This window comes from Candidatus Pelagibacter bacterium nBUS_29, assembly GCF_051200905.1.
Taxonomy (GTDB): Bacteria; Pseudomonadota; Alphaproteobacteria; order Pelagibacterales; family Pelagibacteraceae; genus Pelagibacter.
In genome coordinates, this window is sequence record NZ_CP172843.1 from 519,114 (window position 1) to 536,375 (window position 17,262).

At 28.9% G+C, this 17,262-nt stretch carries 24 protein-coding genes; 18 read left to right on the top strand and 6 right to left on the bottom strand.

Translation table 11 applies throughout. The annotated features are described in order from the left end of the window. From rplX to ACIJYA_RS02830, 15 genes are read left to right on the top strand one after another with little or no spacing between them, the layout of a single operon-like run. Positions 1–246 carry a 50S ribosomal protein L24 gene (gene rplX, locus ACIJYA_RS02760; protein ID WP_435088969.1) on the top strand — a complete coding sequence of 82 codons (246 nt, stop codon included), beginning with the start codon at positions 1–3 and terminating at the stop codon, positions 244–246. Next, positions 246–800 (top strand): 50S ribosomal protein L5, encoded by a 555-nt coding sequence (rplE, locus tag ACIJYA_RS02765; protein WP_435088971.1) that lies wholly within the window; start codon positions 246–248, stop codon positions 798–800. Before rplX ends, rplE begins: the two co-directional genes overlap by 1 nt. A gap of 2 nt (positions 801–802) precedes the next feature. After that, entirely contained in the window at positions 803–1,108 is a 306-nt protein-coding gene (rpsN, locus tag ACIJYA_RS02770; protein ID WP_435088973.1) for a 30S ribosomal protein S14, read from the top strand. An 11-nt stretch (positions 1,109–1,119) separates the two neighbouring features. Further along, positions 1,120–1,515: a 30S ribosomal protein S8 gene (gene rpsH / locus ACIJYA_RS02775; protein WP_435088975.1), complete on the top strand. Its 396-nt coding sequence runs from the start codon at positions 1,120–1,122 to the stop codon at positions 1,513–1,515. After that, positions 1,515–2,054 carry a 50S ribosomal protein L6 gene (gene rplF, locus ACIJYA_RS02780; RefSeq protein ID WP_435088977.1) on the top strand — a complete coding sequence of 180 codons (540 nt, stop codon included), beginning with the start codon at positions 1,515–1,517 and terminating at the stop codon, positions 2,052–2,054. Before rpsH ends, rplF begins: the two co-directional genes overlap by 1 nt. Then, positions 2,054–2,410 (top strand): 50S ribosomal protein L18, encoded by a 357-nt coding sequence (gene rplR / locus ACIJYA_RS02785; RefSeq protein ID WP_435088979.1) that lies wholly within the window; start codon positions 2,054–2,056, stop codon positions 2,408–2,410. Before rplF ends, rplR begins: the two co-directional genes overlap by 1 nt. A gap of 2 nt (positions 2,411–2,412) precedes the next feature. Continuing rightward, on the top strand, positions 2,413–2,928 hold the full coding sequence (gene rpsE, locus ACIJYA_RS02790; RefSeq protein ID WP_435086916.1) for a 30S ribosomal protein S5: 516 nt from the start codon (positions 2,413–2,415) through the stop codon (positions 2,926–2,928). Next, positions 2,928–3,380 (top strand): 50S ribosomal protein L15, encoded by a 453-nt coding sequence (gene rplO, locus ACIJYA_RS02795; protein ID WP_435088981.1) that lies wholly within the window; start codon positions 2,928–2,930, stop codon positions 3,378–3,380. Before rpsE ends, rplO begins: the two co-directional genes overlap by 1 nt. A 9-nt stretch (positions 3,381–3,389) precedes the next feature. Beyond that, positions 3,390–4,670, top strand: coding sequence for a preprotein translocase subunit SecY (gene secY / locus ACIJYA_RS02800; protein ID WP_435088983.1), 1,281 nt, complete (start codon positions 3,390–3,392; stop codon positions 4,668–4,670). Further along, entirely contained in the window at positions 4,671–5,312 is a 642-nt protein-coding gene (locus tag ACIJYA_RS02805; protein ID WP_435088985.1) for an adenylate kinase, read from the top strand. It abuts the gene before it with no gap. Positions 5,313–5,367: 55 nt separating this feature from the next. Continuing rightward, positions 5,368–5,751: a 30S ribosomal protein S13 gene (gene rpsM, locus ACIJYA_RS02810; RefSeq protein WP_435088987.1), complete on the top strand. Its 384-nt coding sequence runs from the start codon at positions 5,368–5,370 to the stop codon at positions 5,749–5,751. Between the two features lie 2 nt (positions 5,752–5,753). Continuing rightward, on the top strand, positions 5,754–6,203 hold the full coding sequence (gene rpsK / locus ACIJYA_RS02815; RefSeq protein WP_435088989.1) for a 30S ribosomal protein S11: 450 nt from the start codon (positions 5,754–5,756) through the stop codon (positions 6,201–6,203). Beyond that, positions 6,203–7,231, top strand: coding sequence for a DNA-directed RNA polymerase subunit alpha (locus ACIJYA_RS02820; RefSeq protein WP_435088991.1), 1,029 nt, complete (start codon positions 6,203–6,205; stop codon positions 7,229–7,231). The genes rpsK and ACIJYA_RS02820 overlap by 1 nt, the downstream gene beginning before the upstream one ends. Next, positions 7,231–7,674 (top strand): 50S ribosomal protein L17, encoded by a 444-nt coding sequence (gene rplQ, locus ACIJYA_RS02825; protein ID WP_435088993.1) that lies wholly within the window; start codon positions 7,231–7,233, stop codon positions 7,672–7,674. The genes ACIJYA_RS02820 and rplQ overlap by 1 nt, the downstream gene beginning before the upstream one ends. A gap of 10 nt (positions 7,675–7,684) precedes the next feature. Then, the gene (locus ACIJYA_RS02830) at positions 7,685–8,602 is read left to right on the top strand and encodes an RluA family pseudouridine synthase (protein WP_435088995.1); all 918 of its coding nucleotides are present in this window, start codon (positions 7,685–7,687) and stop codon (positions 8,600–8,602) included. Here the strand turns inward: ACIJYA_RS02830 and lipB are convergent. Continuing rightward, positions 8,580–9,197 (bottom strand): lipoyl(octanoyl) transferase LipB, encoded by a 618-nt coding sequence (lipB, locus tag ACIJYA_RS02835; RefSeq protein ID WP_435088997.1) that lies wholly within the window; start codon positions 9,195–9,197, stop codon positions 8,580–8,582. The genes ACIJYA_RS02830 and lipB overlap by 23 nt on opposite strands. Before the next feature lie 60 nt (positions 9,198–9,257). Here lipB and mgtE point away from each other — a divergent pair, with 60 nt between their 5' ends. Continuing rightward, a complete protein-coding gene (gene mgtE / locus ACIJYA_RS02840) occupies positions 9,258–10,637 on the top strand; it encodes a magnesium transporter (protein ID WP_435088999.1) in 1,380 nt (459 codons plus the stop codon). On the opposite strand, the gene ACIJYA_RS02845 is transcribed toward mgtE, so the two are convergent. Further along, positions 10,634–11,140, bottom strand: coding sequence for a pantoate--beta-alanine ligase (locus ACIJYA_RS02845; RefSeq protein ID WP_435089253.1), 507 nt, complete (start codon positions 11,138–11,140; stop codon positions 10,634–10,636). The two genes, mgtE and ACIJYA_RS02845, sit on opposite strands and share 4 nt — an antisense overlap. Then, positions 11,137–11,448 (bottom strand): pantoate--beta-alanine ligase, encoded by a 312-nt coding sequence (locus ACIJYA_RS02850; protein ID WP_435089000.1) that lies wholly within the window; start codon positions 11,446–11,448, stop codon positions 11,137–11,139. The genes ACIJYA_RS02845 and ACIJYA_RS02850 overlap by 4 nt, the downstream gene beginning before the upstream one ends. 34 nt (positions 11,449–11,482) lie before the next feature. Here ACIJYA_RS02850 and ACIJYA_RS02855 point away from each other — a divergent pair, with 34 nt between their 5' ends. Continuing rightward, entirely contained in the window at positions 11,483–12,298 is an 816-nt protein-coding gene (locus ACIJYA_RS02855; protein ID WP_435089002.1) for a sugar phosphate nucleotidyltransferase, read from the top strand. Further along, the gene (locus tag ACIJYA_RS02860) at positions 12,295–13,593 is read left to right on the top strand and encodes a UDP-glucose dehydrogenase family protein (RefSeq protein WP_435089004.1); all 1,299 of its coding nucleotides are present in this window, start codon (positions 12,295–12,297) and stop codon (positions 13,591–13,593) included. Before ACIJYA_RS02855 ends, ACIJYA_RS02860 begins: the two co-directional genes overlap by 4 nt. Before the next feature lies 1 nt (position 13,594). Here the strand turns inward: ACIJYA_RS02860 and ACIJYA_RS02865 are convergent, their stop codons facing one another. Genes ACIJYA_RS02865 through plsY form a run of 3 tightly spaced genes read right to left on the bottom strand, consistent with a single transcriptional unit; the run spans position 13,595 to position 17,260 of the window. Next, entirely contained in the window at positions 13,595–14,056 is a 462-nt protein-coding gene (locus ACIJYA_RS02865) for a RidA family protein (protein ID WP_435089006.1), read from the bottom strand. Further along, positions 14,053–16,644: a type I DNA topoisomerase gene (gene topA / locus ACIJYA_RS02870; protein ID WP_435089008.1), complete on the bottom strand. Its 2,592-nt coding sequence runs from the start codon at positions 16,642–16,644 to the stop codon at positions 14,053–14,055. The genes ACIJYA_RS02865 and topA overlap by 4 nt, the downstream gene beginning before the upstream one ends. Before the next feature lie 37 nt (positions 16,645–16,681). After that, a complete protein-coding gene (gene plsY / locus ACIJYA_RS02875) occupies positions 16,682–17,260 on the bottom strand; it encodes a glycerol-3-phosphate 1-O-acyltransferase PlsY (protein WP_435089010.1) in 579 nt (192 codons plus the stop codon). Positions 17,261–17,262 lie beyond the last annotated feature (2 nt).

A 17,262-nucleotide genomic window follows, 5' to 3' on the forward strand; every position in this document is an offset into this window, starting at 1 on the left:
ATGATTAAAAAAGGCTTAAAAGTAAGGGTTTTAACTGGAAAAGATAAGAAAAAAGAAGGTGAAGTTATTGAAATTGATAGACCTAATAATAGAGCTAAAGTTAAAGAAATTAATATGGTTAAAAAACACGTAAAAACTACTAAAGAGAAAAAAGGTGGAATTGTATCGAAAGAAAGCTTTATACATTTATCTAACCTCAAACTAATTGATGAAAAAGTTACAAAAAAAGTAGAGGCTAAAAAATAATGACACCAAGATTAAAAGAAATTTACAGTAAAGAAATTCAGCCAGCTTTAAAAGACAGCTTAGCTCTTAAAAATATTTTTATGGTTCCTAAAATAGAAAAAATAGTTTTAAATATGGGGCTTGGACTTGATGGAGCTGATGCAAAAATTTTAAAAGCAGCAGAAGAAGATATGGGAAAAATTACTGGTCAAAAACCTGTGATTACAAAATTTAAAAAATCAGTTGCTAATTTTAAAACAAGAAAAGGCTCTAATGCTGGTTTAAAAGTAACATTAAGAAAAAATAAAATGTATGAGTTTATTGATAGATTGGTAAATATTGCACTACCAAGAATTAAAGACTTCAGAGGATTGTCTCCAAAAGGATTTGATAAATTCGGAAACTATACATTTGGTGTTAAAGAGCACATTATATTTCCTGAAGTAAGTTTTGATAGAGCTGACAAAGTTAGAGGTCTTGATATTGTAGTTGTAATAAAAGCTTTAAATAAAGAACATGCTTTTGCTTTATTAGAAAAAATGAATTTTCCATTTATTAAAAAAGGAGACAATTAAACATGGCTAAAGTAAGCGCTGTAAACAAAAACGATAAAAGAATTAAACTTTCTGATAGACTTTATAATAAAAGACAAAGTCTTAAAAAAATTATTATGGACAAAAAGTTACCATTGGAAGAAAGATTTAAAGCACAGCAAAAATTGTCACAGATGCCCAGAAACTCAGCAAAGATAAGGGTTATGAATAGATGCAAAATTACAGGAAGACCACATGGGGTTTATAGAAAATTAAAAATATCAAGAATAGCTTTAAGGGACTTAGGTTTAGCTGGATTAATTCCAGGAATGACTAAGTCAAGCTGGTAGAAAGGAAAATTATGAGTTTAAGTGATCCGATTGGAGATATGATAGCAAGAGTAAAAAATGCTCAAGCTAGAAACCACAAAAAAGTAGAATTACCATCTTCAAATTTTAAAACAAAAATCGCAGATATTCTTAAGAACGAAGGGTTTATTAAAGATTTTAAAATTGCTGCCGAAGATAATAAACCAACATTATCTTTGGAACTTAAATACTACTCTGGAAACCCTGTTATCAGTGCTTTTGAACGTGTATCAAAACCTGGTAGAAGAATTTTTTCTAGTGCTGAAAGTCTGCCAAAGGTAAATAATGGACTGGGAATTGCTATTATCTCTACACCAAAAGGTGTAATGACAGATATAGATGCAAGAAAACAACGTGTTGGTGGCGAAATTATTTGTAAGGTATTTTAATGTCTAAAATTGGTAAAATAAGTATTTCTATTCCTGAAAAAGTTAAAGTAGTTTTAGCAGGGAATATAATAAATATTGAAGGCCCTTTAGGAAAAAAGTCAATCGATATTGATTTAGAAATGTTTAATCTTGACATTAAAGAAGGAAAAGAAATTTCAATAAAACCGAAAAAAATTGACCAAGATTCAAAAAGACTTTGGGGAATGAATAGAAGCTTGATTAATAATGCGGTAATTGGATCAAGCACAGGATATGAAAAAATTCTTGAATTGGTTGGTGTTGGTTATAGAGCTGCTTTAAAAGGAAAACAGTTAAACCTTCAGCTTGGTTATAGTCATGATATTAATTATGATATTCCTGAGGGGATTAAAATTGAAGTTGAAAAACAAACAACTTTAAAAATTTCAGGTTCAGATAAACAACAGGTTGGTTCAGTAGCTTCAAAGATTAAAACTTACAGAAAAATTGAACCATACAAAGGTAAGGGTATCCGTGAAAAAGGTCAGTATGTTCTTAAAAAAGAGGGAAAGAAAAAATAATGAAACTAAATACTACCATTAGAAAAAGATTTAGAGTTAGTAACAAAGTCAAAAAAGTTGCTTCTAAAGATAGATTTAGATTATGTATTTCTAGATCAGCAAAAAACATTTCTGCACAGATAATTGATGATATTAATAAAGTTACTTTATTATCAGCTTCATCAGTTGAAAAAGATATTAAATCAGGTGAAAAAGTAAATAAAACTGAATTGTCAAAAATAGTTGCTACTAAGTTAGCCAAGAAAGCTCAAGAAAAGAAAATTACAAAAATATACTTTGATAGAGGAATATACAGATATCATGGTAGAGTAAAAGTATTTGCTGAAACCTTACGTGAAAATGGAATGGAATTTTAATTATGGATAATTTTAAAGACAAAAAAGCTGACGATATTTTAGAAAAATTAGTTCACATCAACCGTATTACAAAAGTTGTAAAAGGTGGAAGAAGATTTGGTTTTTCAGCATTGGTAGTTGTTGGAAATCAAGCAGGTAAAATTGGGATTGCTCACGCAAAAGCAAAACAAGTTCCAGATGCAATCAAGAAAGCTAATGAAGTAGCGAGAAGAAAATTGATACATATTCCTCTAAGAGAAGGAAGAACAATACACCATGATGTAAAAGCAAAAGATGGTTCTGGAAGAATCGTACTTAGAGCTGCATCAAAAGGTACTGGAATTATTGCAGGTGGACCAGTAAGAGCTGTTTGTGAAGTGCTAGGTGTAAAAGATATTGTTGCAAAATCAATGGGAACTTCAAATGCACATAATGTTATTAGAGCTACGATGAAAGCTTTATTAAAACAAAATTCACCAAAACAAATTTCAGCTATTAGAAATAAAAAAATTTCAGAAATAGTTGAGAAAAGAGGATAATGATAACTTTAAACACTAAAGATAAGATTAATAAATCTAAAATGAGAGTTGGTAGAGGTATTGGGTCAGGTAAAGGTAAAACCTCTGGTAGAGGTGTCAAGGGTCAAAAATCTAGATCTGGTGTTGCCATTAAAGCTTTTGAAGGTGGTCAAATGCCTTTATATCGAAGATTGCCAAAAAGAGGTTTTAATCCAATTTCAAGAGTAAATATAGCAATTATGAATCTTGAAAAGATTCAGTCATTTATTAATGAAAAAACGATTAATCCCAGTGACACTATAAATATGGAATTGCTTAAAAAATTAAGATTAATCAACAAAAATTCTCAAAAGTTAAAAATACTTGGTACTGGAGAAATTAAAGACAAAGTAAATATAGAAGCAGACTTAGCATCAAAATCAGCAATAGAAAAACTAGAAAAAATTAGTGGATCTATTCAATTGAAAAAATAATAAATTTCAATGAGCGCATCGTCATCAACAAACGATTTAAGAAACAGAATATTATTTACGATATTTATTCTTGCAGTTTACAGATTTGGTACATTTGTTCCTTTGCCAGGTATTGATCCAGAACAGCTTAAGATTATGATGGATGGTAACCAAAAAGGTTTACTTGGAATGTTCAATGTATTCGCAGGTGGTGCCGTAAGTAGAATGGCTATATTTGCATTAGGTATAATGCCATATATTTCATCATCAATTATAGTTCAGTTATTAACTGGTGTTTCTGATTATTTTAAAAATTTAAAAGCTCAAGGTGAAATTGGAAGAGCAAAAATCACGCAGATAACAAGATATGGAACAGTAGTATTAGCTACAGTTCAAGGTTATGGTCTATCAGTTGGTTTAGAGTCTTCAGCTGACCTAGTAATAAATCCTGGTGCCTTTTTTAAAATAACAACTGTTACAACTATTGTAGCTGGAACGATGTTTTTAATGTGGTTAGGTGAGCAAATTACTCAAAGGGGTATTGGTAATGGTATATCTTTAATAATATTTGCAGGGATCGTTGCTGAAATTCCAAGAGCTTTAGTTACAACCTTTGAACTTGGAAGAACAGGTGCGGTTTCAACATTTATGATTTTAGCTATTTTTGTTTTATTAATACTAACTATATTATTTATAGTATTTATGGAGAGAGCTTTAAGGAAGATATTAATAAATTATCCTAAAAGACAAATGGGTAATAAAATGTACGGAGGTGAATCTTCGCATTTACCATTAAAAATTAATCAAGCAGGAGTAATACCTGCAATATTTGCTTCTGCATTGTTGCTACTACCAGTAACATTTTCAAATTTTTCTTTTTCAAATAATGAAACATTCTTAAACTTAAGTTCATATTTTACACAAGGTCAGCCCCTTTACATGATGCTTTACGCATCAGGAATAATATTTTTTACATTTTTCTACACATCAATTACTTTTAATCCAACAGAAACTGCAGATAATCTAAGAAAATATGGTGGTTTTGTTCCTGGTATTAGACCAGGAGAAAGCACAGCATTGTATATTGAAAATATTTTAACAAAATTAACAACTATAGGTGCACTATATTTAACATTAGTTTGTTTGATGCCAGAATTTTTAATTGCTAATTATCCAATTCCTTTTTATTTGGGAGGTACTTCAATTTTGATTGTTGTTGTTGTGGCTATAGATACAGTAACTCAAATACAAACCAGATTAATGAGTTCTCAATATGAGCAATTAATCAAAAAAACTAAATTTGGAAAGTAAGTGAATATTATTTTATTTGGGCCTCCTGGCGCAGGTAAAGGCACACAGGCTCAATTAATTGTTAAAAAGCATAACTACTTTCAGTTATCAACTGGAGATCTGTTAAGGAATGAGACAAAAAAAAATACAGATCTTGGTAAAAAAATAGAAGCAGTTATTTCAAAAGGTAATTTTGCATCAGACGAAATTGTAAATAAACTTCTTAAAAATGCTATTTTAAACCTTAAGTTTAGAGATCGTATTATATTTGATGGTTACCCAAGAAGCATTGATCAAGCAAAAAATCTTGATTTAATCTTAAAAGAATTTAACCAAAAGATAGATTTGATAATTTCATTAGTTGTACCTCGTGAAATTATAGAAAAAAGGATAATTGGTCGAGTAACTTGTGACAAATGTAATTTAACTCTCAATGAATTTTTCAACAAAAAAGATATTAATTTACACCCTTGTGGAAAGGAATTCTTTGTAAAAAGAAAAGACGACAATCTAGAAACAATCATGTCTAGATACGATATTTATACAAAAACAACCGAGCCAGTTCTTCGCTTTCTATCGAAAAATTCAAATCTTCAAGAGATTGATGGAACACTCGAAATAGAGGAAATTACTGCTAAAATTGACACTTTTATCAATGTTTAAGACGTTGACTTTGAGTAATCTTATTATATAAAAGGCACAAATTATCACAAAAATTATGGCTCGTATCGCAGGTATCAACATCCCACAAAATAAACTTGTACACATAGGTTTAACTTATATTTATGGGATTGGAGATAAATTTTCTAACCAGATTTGTAGTTCACTTGAAATACCAAGAGCTAAAAGAATTAATGAATTGACTGATGATGAAATCTTAAAAATTAGAGAATATATTGATGCTAATTTTAAAGTCGAAGGTGATCTAAGAAGAGATTATTCACTAACTATAAAAAGATTAATTGATCTAGCTTGCTACAGAGGAACAAGGCATAGAAAAAAATTACCTGTAAGAGGACAGAGAACAAGATGTAATGCAAGAACAAGAAAAGGTAAAGCTATCGCTATTGCAGGAAAAAAATTAACTCCAACTAAAAAATAATTATGGCTAAAGTTGATAAAGTTGAAAATAAAGATCAGAAGGTAGAAAAATCTTCAAAGAAAAGTAACAAAAGTTCTTATTCAAAAAAGAAAAAAATTAAAAAAAATATTTTAAATGGAATTGCTTATGTGCAATCTACTTTTAATAACACAATTATTTCAATTGCAGATACTAACGGGAATGTGATTTCTTGGGCTTCTGCCGGCCAAAAAGGTTTTAAAGGATCTAGAAAATCTACCCCTTATGCGGCACAAATTGCTGCTGATGCTGCTGCCTCTAAAGCATTAGAGTATGGAATGAAAACTTTATCTGTTGAAGTTAAAGGCCCTGGGTCTGGACGTGAAACAGCATTAAGAGCATTACAAGCAAGAGGTTTTAAAATTTTATCAATTAAAGATACAACACCCATGCCTCATAATGGAACTAGACCACCAAAAAAAAGGAGAGTTTAATGGAAGTCGAAAATGTAAATGTAAAAAATTGGAAATCATTAATTAAACCATCTAAATTAGATGTCCAAATAAGTGATGATTTAACCCATGCAAAAATTATTGCTGAACCTCTTGAAAAAGGTTATGGCTTAACTTTAGGAAACTCTTTAAGAAGAATTTTACTTTCATCAATAAGAGGAGCGGCAGTTACTTCAATTCAAATAGACGGTGTTTTACATGAATTTACATCTATTAAGGGTGTAAGAGAAGATGTCACAGATATAGTTTTAAACGTAAAATCTTTAGCCTTGAAATGTAACTCAGAAGGAACAAAAAAACTTATATTAGATGCTAAAGGACCTGGTGAAATAAAAGCTTCAGATATTGCACAAGTTGCTGACGTAGAAATTTTAAATCCTGAATTAGTAATATGTAATCTTGATGAAAATACAAACTTTCATATGGAAATGAATGTAAGTACTGGAAAAGGATATGTGCCTGCTGATTTAAATAAACCAGAAGAGCCACCATTAGGACTTATAGCTATTGACTCACTTTACAGTCCAGTTAAGAAGGTTTCTTATTCAATAAGTACTGCTAGAGAAGGTAAGGCATTGGATTATGACAAACTTACTATGGATGTTGAAACCAATGGATCGATTTCAGCAGAAGATGCTGTGGCTTATTCGGCAAGAATTTTTCAAGACCAGCTAAAAATGTTTGTTAATTTTGATGAACCAGTTGAAGCACCAGTGAAAGAAGTATCAACTGAACCTGAATTCAATAAAAACTTATTAAGAAAAGTTGATGAACTTGAGCTTTCAGTAAGATCAATGAATTGTCTGAAAAATGATAATATAATTTATATTGGAGATTTAGTTCAAAAATCTGAAGGTGAAATGCTTAGAACCCCTAATTTTGGTAGAAAATCTTTGAATGAAATTAAAGAAGTTTTAACAGGAATGTCATTATATTTAGGAATGGAAATTCCAAATTGGCCACCAGATAATATAGCAGAAATGTCTAAAAAGTTAGAGGAAGCCATCTAATGAGACATGGAATGGCAAATAAGAAGTTAAACAGAACTTCTGAACATAGAAAAGCTCTTTTAAAGAATATGTTAAATTCTTTGATAAAGTATGAGCAAATCAAAACTACTTTGCCTAAAGCTAAATTTTTAAAACCACAAGCAGACAAAATTATAACATTAGGTAAAAAAGAAACTTTGCAAACAACAAAAATGTTAGTTTCTCAACTTCAAGATATTAAATCAGCTAATAAAGTTAAAAAAACTCTTTCAAAAAGATATGAAAAAAGAAATGGTGGTTATACCAGAATTATTAAAGCTGGATTTAGATATGGTGACAATGCACCTATGGCCATTATAGAGTTCGTTGATAGAGACGTTGAGGCTAGAAGAGTAGACAAAAAGAAAAAAGATACTTCCAAAGAAACATTAAAAGCTGAAGAAAAGAACCAAGCAACAGCATAAATTCTAAATCATGAAAAAGTCATTTACCGTTGATTCAACGTGTAATGATATGCGTATTGATCGTTGGATAAGATTTAAAATTGGCAAAATTCCACAAGGCTTAATCGAAAAATATTTAAGATCTGGAAAGATTAAGATCAATAAAAAAAAGATTAAAAGTTCTACTAAAGTTAAAATAGATGATGTTGTAGATATTTTTAATATAGATTTTAAAGAAACTATAGTTCAAAAAAAAATTAAATTTGAACCATCAAAAGATGTTATCAAATCTAACGAAGATCAAATCATTGATAACAATGAAAATTTTATAGTATTAAATAAAAGCTCAGGCATCTCTGTTCAAGGTGGGACTAAATCAAAAAAGAATTTAGTAGATATTTTTGCTAAAAGTGAAATTTTTCAAGGGACAAAACCATATTCTGTACATAGGTTAGATAAAGACACCTCTGGTGTTTTTATAATGGCTAAAACAAGAGAGTCTGCGCAACTATTAACTTCTTTGTTTAGATTACGAAAAGTTCATAAGACATATTTAGCTATATGCCATGGAGAGTTAAATAAAGATTCTGGAGAGTGGAATGATGACCTTATCCGATATGATGGAGAAAAAAAAATTATAGAAAAAGCAAAAACAATTTATAAAGTTTTAGATAAAAACTCAGAAGCTAGCCTGGTTGAATTAAAACCTATCACTGGGCGCAAACATCAACTTAGAAAACAACTCTACGCTGTGGGACAACCTATTTTTGGTGATACAAAATATAAATTATCTAATTCATACAAAGGTATTAACAAAAATTTAATGCTACATTCATATCAAATAAGATTTATAGCTAACGATATTAAACATACTTACACAGCCTTATTACCAGATTATTTTAGAAAACTACTAAAAACAAAAAGACTTAGATTTGAAGATTTAAAATAAAATTTTTAATTAATATATTTTCAAGATTAGAATAATCTTGATCATTAATTTTTTTTAAATTTGTTACTCCTCTGTCTGATACCCCACATGGAATTATTTTTTCATATTGATCTAGATTATTATTAATATTTATTGCAAATCCATGATAAGCAATCCACTTTTTTACTCTTACACCAATTGCTGCAACTTTATTTATCACTTGTTTTTTTTTATGCCAAATTCCAATATTATCTTTATCTGAAAATGTATCTATTTTGTAATTCTTTAGAGTTTCAATAATTGTTTTTTCAATACAAGTAATAAACTTTCTAATGTCTTTTTTTTTTCTTAAATCTAAAACAAAATAACAAATTAATTGACCAGGTGCGTGACAAGTAATTTTACCACCACGATTAGTTTTTATTAGGTTTATAGAATTATCTAAAATTTCGACTTCTTTATAACTTGTACCTGCTGTAAATATTTCATTATGTTCCAAAGTCCAAATAAGTTCTTTATCTTTATTTTTGTGTAAATCTTCCAATCTTTTCTCTAACAAGTTTATAGCTTCAAAATAATTTATTGGTTTTATTGACTTTTTGATCTCTATATTCATTTATAATTTGTATTATCTTAATTATCTATTAATAGTCCAATCTAAATTATAGGTGCATTTATGTCTTTAGTTAAAAAAATAAAAGATAAAAAAGTAAATTTTGAATTTAATAAAGAATACATAAAAGTTGTAACGTCAAAAATTGCAAATAATGATGCTCTTTTCATTACTAATTCTTTTAAAGAAATGCACCCAGCAGATGCTGCTGATATTATTGAGCATTTAAATCAATCAGATAGAGAGAGTTTAATTAAACTTAATAATTTTAACATTGATCCTGAGGTGTTTGTAGAACTTAATGAGTCTATTCAAACAGAAATTATTACCTATCTTTCATCTGACTCAATAGTTTCAATATTAACTAATCTTGAGTCTGATGATGCAATATCAATTTTAGAAAATGTACCTGAGGAAGAAAAAAATACTATTCTTAGTTCATTGCCACCTAAAGATCGTTTTGCTCTTTTAGAGAGCTTAAGTTATCCGGAAGATACGGCTGCAAGAATAATGCAACGGGAATTTACAGCTATACCAAGTAATTGGTCTGTAGGTCAAACAATTGACTATTTAAGAGAAAATAAAGATCTCCCTGAGGAATTTTTAGAAATTTTTATTATTAACGAGGAGTTTAAACCAATTGGAACAGTTCCTTCATCTCGTGTATTAACCACATCAAGAGATACTAAAATGCTTTCAATCATGTCCGAATCTCAATTATTAATACCAGTAGATATGGATAAAGAAGAGGTTGGTAATTTATTTGAAAACTATAATTTAAATTCAGCTGCCGTTGTAGATAAAAACAATAAGTTAGTTGGGATGATTATGAGTGATGACGTCTTGACTGTCCTAAAAGAAGAAGCTGAGGAAGATGCCTTGAGATTGGCAGGGGTAGGTGACGAGGAAATTACAGATGGCGTAATAACCAAAACAAGAAGAAGATTTAATTGGCTTTTGTTAAATTTATTCACAGCTTTTTTGGCAACTTGGTGTATTAGTTTATTTGGTGCAACGATTGAACAAATGGTTGTGTTAGCATTTTTGATGCCAATAGTTGCATCTATGGGTGGTAATGCAGGGATGCAAACTTTAGCTGTGACTGTTAGAACAATAGCGACCAATGATTTAACAGAGAATAATTTTTCATCAAATGTTTTAAAAGAATTCACTATTGGAATTTTAAATGGAATTATATTTGCAGCTATAAGTGCTTTTGTTGTTCAAATTTGGTTCCAAGATAATACACTTTCAATTATAATTTCAATTTCAATGATCTTAACCATGATAATAGCTGGACTATTTGGAATTTTAGTTCCAGTAACTTTAAAAAAGGTGAATATTGATCCTGCCATTGCTTCTAGTGTATTTGTAACAACAATTACTGATGTGATAGGTTTTGTATCATTCTTAGGTGTTGGTGCTTATTTTTTACAAATTTAAAAATTATCAATTAACCTAATACCTTTATAATAATAACTAACGAATATTTTAGATTTCAGGTATTTGTTTGAAATAGTTAGGTTTTTTATATTTCTATTTTCTAAATATTCAATTTTAATATTAAAAAATCTCTCTAAATCTTTTTTTAATTTTTGTAAAAATCTATTAATATTATTTATACTTTTAGTCTTATTTCTCAAATTTAAAAAGGTTTTTGAAATTTTTTCAACTTCATTGAGCTCTTGTTTATTAAATAATAAATTTCTTGAAGATAATGCTAATTTATTTTTATTTCTGACAGTTTTACATCCAATTACCTTAATATTAAATTCTTTTTCAATAAAATTTTTTACTAGATATAATTGTTGAAAATCTTTTTTCCCCATAAATATTTTTTTGGGTTTAATTAATGTGGTTAATCTATTCATTACATCTAAAACACCTTCAAAATGTCCTATTCTATATTTAGCACAAAGTATTTTATCTTTTCTTTTAATTTTTATTTGTGTTTTTTTTTATCTTCGTAAATGTCTTTGAATTTTGGAATATAAATAAAATCTAACTTTTTAATTTTCTTTAAAATAGTTAAATCATTCTTGATATTAGAAGGGTAAGATTTAAAATCTTTAATGTCATTAAATTGCTTTGGATTTACAAAAATACTTACTAGAGTTTTTTTGTTAGATTTGATCGATTTTTCAATTAAAGAAATATGTCCTTCATGAATACCTCCCATTGTAGGTACAAAACCAATATCATTAAAAGGCCCTAATGTTTTACGTAAAATACTATTATTTAATATAATTTTCATTTGTATTAAAATATTTAATAAGTAAAACATTTAAATGATTAAACAAGCTATTATTCCTTTGGCTGGATTAGGTACACGACTGCTACCTTTAACTAGTGTTTTTGCAAAAGAACTTTTACCTATCAATGGAAAACCAGGATTAGAATATATCATAAATGAATGTATTGATGCTGGCATTAAAGAAATAATTTTTATTATATCAAAAAGAAAGATGATGATTAAAAAATATTTTTACAATGATAAATTTTATAAAGATTTAATTAAAAAGAAAAAAGACCCACGTGTTATTGAGGAATATAAAAAAATTTTAAGATTTAGAAAAATGATTAAATTTGTCTACCAGAATAAACCAAAAGGAACAGGTGATGCAGTTCTTAAAACCAAAAAATTAATCAAAGATAAATACTTCTTAATGTTACTACCAGATGACCTTATAATTAAAAAAAACTGTTCCAAATCTATGATTAGCTCACACAAAAGATATAAATCATCTGTGATGGCAAGTATGAGTGTTAATAAAAAATCAGTTTCAAGGTGGGGCATTTATAAATTAGATAAAAAATTAAACAAAACTGATTATTTAATAAGTGATGTAATTGAAAAACCAGACTTAAAGAATGCGCCTTCCAATAAAGCTGTAATAGGAAGATATATTTTACCAAGATCAATTTTTACTAAACTAAAAACAACAAAACCTAGTAAAGGTGGAGAAATACACATTACAGATGCCATCCAAGCATTAATTAATGATAATGAAAAATTTATAGCTCATAATTTTTCTGGAAAATATTTAGATTGCGGTACTATGAATGGATATATCAACTCAACTTTGGAAATCAACAAGCTATGAAATTATGCATGATTGGTACAGGCTATGTTGGCCTTGTAAGTGGTGTGTGCTTTTCAGATTTAGGTAATACTGTTTATTGTGTTGATAAAGACAAAAATAAAATAGATTTATTAAATAAAGGAATTGTTCCAATTTACGAACCTGGTTTAGAAGAAATTTTAAAAAGAAATTCTAAGCAGAAAAGATTAATTTTCACCTCTGATTTAAATAAAGCAGTAGCTAATTCTGACATTATATTTATTTGTGTGGGTACACCAACTAAGAAAAATACTAATTCAGCTGATCTAAAAAATGTTTTCAAAGTTGTTCATCAATTAAAAAAAATTATATCTAAATATAAAGTAATAGTTACGAAATCCACTGTTCCTGTAACAACAGGTGATAAAATCGAAAAAATTCTAATTAAACTAAAAAGAAAGAAACTTGTTGATATAGTATCAAATCCAGAATTTTTAAGAGAAGGAGAGGCTATTAGCGATTTTTCTTCCCCTGATCGAGTAATTATTGGAACTGATAGCAAAAAAGCCAATACTAAAATGAAATCTTTATACATGCCGATTATTAAAAAAAGTAGCAGGTATTTTAATACATCTAGGAAAGGTGCTGAATTAATTAAATATGCTTCTAACGCTTTTTTAGCAACAAAAATATCTTATATTAACGAATTGGCAAATTTATGTGAAAAGGCTGGTGTTGATATTAAAGATATATCTCAAGGTATGGGTTCGGATCTTAGAATAGGAGAAAGATTTTTAAGAGCTGGACCAGCATATGGGGGATCATGCTTCCCTAAAGATACAAGAGCATTAATTGACACTGCAAATCAATTTAAAACTGATTTAACAATTGTCAAAAGTGTTGTCTCTTCAAATAATAATAGAAAACTTTTATTAACTAAGAGATTAGAAGAAATACTTCATGGTAAATTAAAAAATAAAACTATTACTTTTTTAGGTGTTACATTTAAACCGAATACAGATGATATGCGTGAAGCTTCAAGTATACCAATGATAAAATATTTGAACAAAAAAAATTCTAATATCCGTTATTACGATCCTTCAGGTGAAAAACATGAATTTAAAAAATTAAAAAATGTTGAATATTATAATGATATAACATCTGCTTGTTTTAACAGCGATCTTATTGTTCTTCACACTGAATGGAATGATTTCAAATTATTAAACTTTAAAAAAATTGTTAAGAAAAATAAATTTAAAGTCTTTGATATGAGAAATCTTTATTCACCAGCTAAAATGAAAAAATTAAAAATTGATTATTTTGGTATCGGCAGATAATCTAATTTAATTCAAAAATTGCATCCACTTCTACAGATACACCTAGAGGTAGACTGTTAGTGCTTACAGCAGCTCGAGTATGCATTCCAGCATCACCAAAAATTGAAGCTATTAAATCTGACGCCCCATTAATTACTTTTGGTTGTTCGATATAATCTTCTGTTGAATTGACAAAACCTGTTAATTTAATGCAGGATTTTACTTTTGAAAGATCTCCATTACATGCATTTTTAACTTGAGCAACAATACTTAATCCACATCTTTCAGCAGCTTTGTAGGCTTCCTCTGTAGTTAAGTCTTTGCCAACTTTACCTTTAATTAATTCCCCATTTGAATTCATTGAAATTTGACCAGAAACATAAAGTAAATTTCCTGAAATCTTAGTTGCTACATAAGAGCCAACTGGTGCTTTAGCTTCAGGTAGTTCAATTTTTAATTCTTTAATTTTATCATCGTAATTCATTTTTTAACCTTTTTTCTTTTTTTTGTTTTCTTTGTTTTATCGTATTCTTTTCTTTTCTCAATAAGGATTAAAGCCTCCTCCATTGTAAGTTCAGTAGGATCTTTTTCTTCCGGTATAGTTGCATTAAGCGATTTATATTTAATATATGGTCCATATTGACCCTTCATTACTCTAACTGGTTTTTTATCTTCTGGATGCTCTCCTAAATCTTTAATAATTGATGCAGACATTCTTCCAGGTTTAGCTTCAGCTATCAAAGTAATAGCTCTATTTAAACCTATCGAAAATATTTCTTCCAAATTTTCTATTCTAGCTGATTTATTTTCACACTTTAAGTAAGGGCCAAATCTTCCAGTATTAAGTGTAATGTCTTTTTGGTTTTCAGGATTTATTCCAAGAGATTTTGGTAGTGAGCATAAAAATTGGGCTTTTTCTAAATCAATATTTTCTAATTCTAAACCTTTAGGTATTGAAACATTTTTTAAAAGTTCATTGACATCAGCTTTCACTTTCTTGGCCTTCTTTTTTTTCTTGGTTATTTTTTCTTCTGTAGTTTTTTCAAGAACTTTTTCATATTGTAAGTAGGGACCAAATCTTCCATTTTTTAAATAAATATCATTTCCATTATCATGCTTACCTATAAATTTTGGCTCAGCCAATTGTGCTTGTGCAGCAGCTTTCGCTTTAGATAAAGGTCTTGTAAATTTGCATTCTGGATAATTAGAACAGCCAATAAAAGCACCTCCCCTAAAACTGTTTTTTAAACTTAAAGATCCTGTTTCACAAAGCTGACATTTTCTGACAACTTTACCGTCAGAGTCTTTGTCAAAAATTAGTGTTCCAAGACTTTCATTCAATAGATCTAAAACTTCTCTAGTTCTTTTTTCTTTAACTTGAGAAACGTTATTATTAAAATCTTTCCAAAACATTTCTAAAACTTTTATCCAACTTTCTTTTCCTGTTGTAATATCATCTAATTGTTCTTCTAAACCAGCAGTAAAATTATAATCCACATATTTTGAAAATAATTTTTCTAAAAAAGCAGAAATTAATTTTCCACGATCAGTTGGAAAAAATCTCTTATTAATAATTTCAGCATAACCACGATTAGCAATTGTTGATATTATACTTGCGTATGTTGATGGTCTCCCAATTCCTAATTCCTCTAATTTTTTTACAATACTTGCCTCAGAGTATCTGGGTGGCGGTTGTGTAAAATGCTGTTCATCAAAAAAAGCTTCTATATTTATTTGACCTTTTGACATTTCTGGTAAGATTGCTTCATCATCATCTTTACTAGGGCTTGGAAATACTTTCAAATAACCGTCAAATTTTAAAACAGAACCACTAGTTTTACATATTGTCTGACCATCATTGGAAGTTATTGTTATCGTGCTTCGATCAAATTTAGCAGACTCCATTTGAGATGATAGAGCTCTTCCCCAAATTAAATTATAGAGTTTTTGTTGGTCAGTGCTTAAATATTTTTTAACAGACTCAGGTGATCTATTGATGTCTGTTGGTCTTATAGCTTCATGAGCTTCTTGAGCATTTTTAGCTTTTTTTCCAGAATAATTTAGAGGATTTTCTGGAAGATATTCTTTACCGTATTCATTTTTAATATAATCTCTAAAATCTGTAATTGCATCAGCTGACAAATTTGTACCGTCTGTCCTCATATATGTTATTAAACCTATGGTTTCACCATCAATTTCAATACCTTGATATAGTCTTTGGGCAATTTGCATAGTTCTTGAAGCTCCGAAGCCCAATCTACTGGATGCTACTTGTTGGAGTGTAGAAGTTGTGAATGGACCAGAAGGGTTTCTGTTAATTATCTTTGACGAAATGTCACTAATAACAAATTTTTTATCTTTAATGTTTTCAATTGCTTTATCTATTTCAACTTTATTTCTAAATGAAAATTTTTCAACTTTATTTCCATTAAGCTGAAATATACTTGCACTAATTAATCTTTTTTTATCATCTTGAAAATTTATAGTTAAAGTCCAAAATTCCTCAGGATCAAAAGACTCAATTTCATGCTCTCTTTCTGTAATAAGTTTTAAGGCTACAGACTGAACTCTTCCAGCTGATTTTGATCCAGGTAATTTAGTCCATAGAATAGGAGAGATATTAAAACCAACCAAATAATCTAAAGCTCTTCTTGCCATATAAGCATCCACCAACAAAGGTTCAATTTGACGTGGATTTTCTATTCCATGTGTTACAGCTTTTTTTGTAATTTCATTAAATACAACACGCTCTACTTCTTTATCTTTTAGAAGTTTTTTTTCATTCAAATACTCTTTAACATGCCAAGCAATAGCTTCACCTTCACGATCAGGGTCGGTTGCTAGAATAATTTTTGAAGAATCTTTTGCGGCATCAGTAATTTCTTTTAAATATTTTTTTGAAAAACTATCAACCTCCCATTCCATTTTAAAATTTTGATCAGGATCTACAGACCCATTTTTAGATGGTAAATCTCTTATATGACCATAACTTGCTAAAACGGTGTAGTTGTTACCCAGATATTTATTTATTGTTTTTGCTTTGGCTGGACTTTCAACTATGACTAGATTCATAATTTAACAAACTACTCAAAAGAGTTTGATAGTCAAATTAATAAATTTTAGTCTTACTTTCCTCTTTATTTTTCAGTCGTTTGATATTTTCTCTATGTGTAAAAAAGATCAAAACAAACATTATTATAAAAAAAACTACATTATTACTTTGTCCTGCAAACAAAAGGTATACTGGTATGGATAAAGCCCCAATGATTGACGACAATGATGAGTATTTAGTTGAGATAAATGTAATCATCCAGCTTATTGTGAAAATTCCTCCTAACAAGATGTTTATAGAAAATAAAATTCCAACATATGTGGCAACACCTTTTCCACCCCTCAACTTAAGCCATACTGGAAATACATGACCTAAAAAGGCACACAATGAAGCTATAAATATCAATTCTGGAAAATTAATTTTGACATAAATAACAGGAATTATTGCTTTAGATATATCCAATATAAGTGTTGCATACCCTATAAGTTTATTGCCAGTTCTTAATGCGTTGGTAGCACCTATATTACCAGAACCTATATCTCTAATATCTTTTTTTAAAAAAATTTTTGTTAAAACAAAACCAAATGGAATAGATCCCATAAGGTATGAAATTATACCTATTGTAAAATGTTCCATTA